Origin of the sequence: Methylobacterium sp. WL18, from assembly GCF_008040015.1 — a bacterium.
In the GTDB taxonomy this organism is placed as follows: Bacteria; Pseudomonadota; Alphaproteobacteria; order Rhizobiales; family Beijerinckiaceae; genus Methylobacterium; species Methylobacterium mesophilicum.
The window spans coordinates 1-4,328 of sequence record NZ_VRVD01000406.1 but is presented as its reverse complement, the minus strand read 5'-3'; the positions used below and the strand labels follow the sequence as shown (position 1 = coordinate 4,328).

5 protein-coding genes are annotated in these 4,328 nt (G+C 69.6%); 3 read left to right on the top strand and 2 right to left on the bottom strand.

The annotated features are described in order from the left end of the window. From FV228_RS21680 to argC, 3 genes are all read left to right on the top strand, one after another. Positions 1 to 641, top strand: a 641-nt coding sequence (locus FV228_RS21680; protein WP_147856500.1) for an HD domain-containing phosphohydrolase, incomplete at its 5' end; no start/stop codon positions are given. 309 nt (positions 642 to 950) lie between these two features. Continuing rightward, on the top strand, positions 951 to 1,472 hold the full coding sequence (locus FV228_RS21675) for a cysteine dioxygenase family protein (RefSeq protein ID WP_147856499.1): 522 nt from the start codon (positions 951 to 953) through the stop codon (positions 1,470 to 1,472). A 214-nt stretch (positions 1,473 to 1,686) separates the two neighbouring features. Then, the gene (gene argC / locus FV228_RS21670; protein WP_147856498.1) at positions 1,687 to 2,664 is read left to right on the top strand and encodes an N-acetyl-gamma-glutamyl-phosphate reductase; all 978 of its coding nucleotides are present in this window, start codon (positions 1,687 to 1,689) and stop codon (positions 2,662 to 2,664) included. A gap of 180 nt (positions 2,665 to 2,844) precedes the next feature. Here the strand turns inward: argC and FV228_RS21665 are convergent, their stop codons facing one another. Beyond that, positions 2,845 to 3,306, bottom strand: a complete 462-nt coding sequence (locus FV228_RS21665) for an Lrp/AsnC family transcriptional regulator (RefSeq protein ID WP_147856497.1) — start codon at positions 3,304 to 3,306, stop codon at positions 2,845 to 2,847. A 38-nt stretch (positions 3,307 to 3,344) separates the two neighbouring features. Continuing rightward, the coding region (locus tag FV228_RS21660; protein ID WP_147856496.1) for a 2'-deoxycytidine 5'-triphosphate deaminase at positions 3,345 to 4,328 on the bottom strand (984 nt) is incomplete at its 5' end.

The window sequence follows — 4,328 nt, the reverse complement described above, 5'->3', positions numbered from 1 at the left end:
TCGCCAACCTGCTCGACGCGGCGCGCGCCTCCGGATCGGTCGATGCCGCCGTGGTCGACGACGGCCTCGAACCGATCCTCGGGGCGATCGGCCAGGGCGGCCTCACCGCCTGGCTCGACACGGTGCGCGCCTACGATGACGCGACCTATCAGCATTGCCTCCTGGTCGCCGGCCTCGCCGCCACCTTCGCGATCGACCTCGGCTTCTCCGACGCCGACCGCCAGCAGCTCGTGCGCGCCGCCCTCGTGCACGATGTCGGGAAGGCCAAGATCCCCCTGGAGATCCTGAACAAGGCCGGTCCCCTCGACGGGGCGGAGCGGGCCGTGATGCGCGAGCACGCGGCTCTGGGTCACCAGATCCTGGTTCAGGCCGGCGGCTTCGACGACGCGGTTCTGAAGGTGGTGCGCCACCACCACGAATTGCTCGACGGCTCGGGCTATCCGGACGGGCTCGCCGGGGACGCCATCGACGACATCGTCCGGCTGATCACCGTCTGCGACGTCTACGCCGCCCTGGTGGAGCGCCGTCCCTACCGGGCCCCGATGCCGGCCGCCGCGGCCATGGCGATCCTGCACGGCATGGACGGCAAGCTCGACCGGGCGCTGGTGCGCGCCTTCGAGCGCTCCGTCGCCGGATCCTGATGGACGGGGGCGGGTGCCGAAGCGCGATCCGGCCCCTCTATCCAGCGCTCGCAACGACGATGGTTGAGCTGCGCACGGACGGACCAAGACTCGCATGCGACGCGCGCTGATCTCATTGCGCGATATCGGGCCGACCCGCGGTCTCACTGCGCCTCTTTCAGTGGGATGGGAATGAAATTTCTATCGTCCGCCATTCCGCGCAATGCCATTGCTCACGCAGGCCACCCGAGCGCGAACTTCGCAACCCGTCTCCGGCCCCTCCGCGCTAGGCTCCACTCAGCCTGACGGAGGGCTTCGAAGGAGATCGCCGTGACCCCGCTGACCCATCCGGCCGACATCGAGGCGATGATGGCGGACCTGGCGCTCTCGGCCGCGCGCTCGCCGGACGCCTACCTGGCCTCGGCCCGGACGACCTTGGTGCGGATCCTGGCGCGCCCGGACCTGCTCGACCGGACGCGGCTCGCCGCACCGCCGGAGGGTTTGGGCCGCAACCTGCTGTTCGGGACGCGGGCGATCAGCGTCTGGGCCATGGTCTGGAGCCCAGGCGCCGTCACGCCGGTGCACGATCACCGTTGTTCCTGCTGCTTCGGTCTGCTGAGCGGCAGCCTGCGGGAGACCTGGTATCGCCCAATCAGCGACAGCCACGCGGTCGCGACCCGCGATGCGGTCCGGGAGCCGGGCTACGTGGCCTGCATGATGCCCTCGGGGCCGAACCTGCATCGCATCGCCAACGACGGCCCGGAGCCGGCGATCTCGATCCACGTCTACGGCTACGATCACCGGGAGCGGGCGTCCTCGGTCCACCGCACCTACGCGGTCGCGGCGGGGTGACGGCGGGCGCCTATACGGCGCCCGGCTGAGGCGTTCGGATTTTGCTCCTTGGCCGGCGCATGGCAACCCGGTCGCCCGGGTCTCACGCGTGGTACCTCCTTGCGGCGGTTGCTTCCGGCGCAGGGCAGAAGTCCGCTACAGGAACGAAAGGCGACCCTCGACCGAGTCGTCACTCGGCTCGACGGTTCGCTCACTCCAGCAGCAGGACGCTAACATGAGCTTTCGCGTCGGCATCGTCGGGATCAGTGGTTTTGGCGGCGGCGAGGCGATGCGCCTGATCGCGGGTCACCCGTCCTTCGACCTCGTCTACGCTGCGGGCGAGGGTAGCGCCGGCAGCCGGTTGGCGGATCGCTTCCCCGGCGTGCCGGCCAAGCTGGCCGAGCTGGTGATCGAGAAGTGGGACCCCGGGGCCCTGCCCAAGCTCGACGTGCTGTTCGCGTCGCTGCCCACGGGCACCTCGGCCGAGGCGCTGGCGCGCGTCCCCAGGGACGTGAAGATCGTCGATATCGGTGGTGACCACCGCTACGTCGAGGGGTGGTCATACGGCCTGGCAGACGTCTGGCCGGCCCGGATCGTGGATCAGGCTCGCGTCGCCAACCCCGGCTGTTTCCCCGCAGCGACCCTGACCGCGCTGGCGCCCTTGCTGGCCGACAAGTTGATCGAGCCCGGCAACATCGTGATCGATGCCAAGACCGGTATCTCCGGCGCCGGCCGGGGCGGCGCCAACAGCCGGTTCGGATACGCGGAGAGCAACGAGAACCTGGTGCCCTACGGCCTGCTCAAGCACGTCCACATGCCCGAGATCGCCGCGACGATCGAGCGGCTGAGCGGCGGCAGCGCGGCCGGGCTGGTGTTCACACCGCACTTGGTTCCTATGACCCGCGGCGTCCTCGTCACAATCTACTGCCGTGGCCGCGCCACGACGGATCACTGCCTGGACGCGGCGCGGCGCTTCTACGATGGACGTGCGTTCGTCCGCGTCACCGACAAGCCGCCGCAGACCAAATGGGCGACCGGCTCGAACCTCGCGTTCGTCAGCTATGCGGCAGATCCCGAGCGTAACTTGGTGATCGCGATGGGCGTCGTCGACAATTTGGGCAAGGGGGCTGCCGGTCAGGCCGTCCAGAATGCAAACCTCATCTGCGGCCTGCCGGAAACCGCAGGGCTGGATGGCGTTCCAGTCTGGCCGTGAGGCTTTTGCGCGTGCGCGTTGTCGATTCGGGACGGCCGGAAGTGCGTAACGCGCAGACCTCGGTCGGGATTTGCATCACGGCACATCGGCGATTGGCCGGGACCGCGCGTCGCTCCGGATTGCGTCCCTGGTCGCGATGATGCCGAAGGCGCCTGCCCGACGCCCTGCTGAAAAGCTGCCTCACGCCATATACATCGTCGGCACGGCGGTCGTGTACTTCATCTCCTCCATGGCGATGGAGGAGGAGAGGTTCGAGAATTCGAGCTTGGCGATGAGGCGCTGGTAGACCGCGTCGTAGGTCTCGATGTCGGGCACGACGATGCGCAGCAGGTAGTCGATCTCGCCGGTGAGCCGCCAGGCCTCGACGATCTCGGGGAAGCCCGCGACCACCCGGCGGAACGCATCGGACCAGTCCGCGGCGTGGCGCGGCGCCTTCACGGCCACGAACACCGTGGTCGGGACGTTGACCTTGCGACGGTCCACCAGGGCGACGCGACCCCGGATCACGCCGGACGCCTCCAGCTTTTTGACCCGGCGCCAGCACGGGGCGGCGCTCACACCGACGCGCTCGGCCAACTCGGCGACCGGCAGCGTCGCGTCCTGCTGCAGGACGTCCAGGATTTTTCGGTCCACCGCGTCCATACGACCATCGCTCCCGCGCGGGGTCCGGGCTGCCGGGTCTACAGGAAGAAGTGCTTCGAGAGCTTCAGCCCCTGAGCCTGGTAGTTCGATCCGGCCCCGGCGCCGTAAAGCGTCCCGGGGATCGCCAGCATCCGCTCGTAGACGAGCCGGCCTACGATCTGGCCATCCTCCAGCAGGAACGGCACGTCCCGGGAGCGGACTTCCAGCACGGCGCGGGCACCCGCCCCGCCGGCCCCGGCATGGCCGAAGCCCGGGTCGAAGAACCCGGCGTAATGGACCCGGAACTCGCCGACCAGCGGATCGAACGGCACCATCTCGGCGGCGTGGTCGGGGGGGACCTGCACCGATTCCTTGGAGGCCAGGATGTAGAACTGGCCGGGATCGAGGATCAGGGCGCCCGAGCCGTCGGCCGGCAGCGGCTCCCAGAAGTCCGCCGCCCTGTGGCGGCCCGGGGCGTCGACGTCGACCAGCCCGGTATGGCGCTTGGCCCGGTAGCCGATCAATCCATCGAAGCCGGACAGGTCCACCGAGACCGCGACCCCGCCCTGGAAGGACGGGGCAGCGCAATCGACCAGCGGTGAGCGCAGGTGCAACTGGCCGAGTTCGGCCTCCGTCAGCCGTGGCGCCCCGCGGCGGAAGCGGATCTGCGACAGGCGCGATCCGGTCCGGACCAGCACCGGGAAGGTGCGCGGTGAAATCTCGGCGTAGAGCGGCCCGGTATAGCCGGGCTCGACCTGGTCGAACGCCTCGCCCCGGTCGGTGATCACTCGCGTGAACACGTCGATGCGGCCGGTCGAACTCTTAGGGTTCGCGGCCGCCGCGAGGTCGGCGGGGAGCGCCAAGCCCTCCTGCAGTTCCGCGATGTAGACGCAGCCCGTCTCCAGCACAGCGCCGGGGCGCAGGTCGATCCTGTGCAGCGACAGGCGCTCGACGCAGGCCTGGACCGTCCGGGTCGCGCCGGGCAGGAAGCTGGTGCGGACCCGGTAGGCCGTGGCCCCGAGGCGCAGGTCGAGGCTCGCCGG

What these genes read in the sequence shown, in the direction of transcription:
- argC (WP_147856498.1), top strand. Translation starts at nt 1,687, where the DNA reads ATGAGCTTTCGCGTCGGCATCGTCGGGATCAGTGGTTTTGGCGGCGGC.
- FV228_RS21665 (WP_147856497.1), bottom strand. Translation starts at nt 3,306, where the DNA reads ATGGACGCGGTGGACCGAAAAATCCTGGACGTCCTGCAGCAGGACGCG.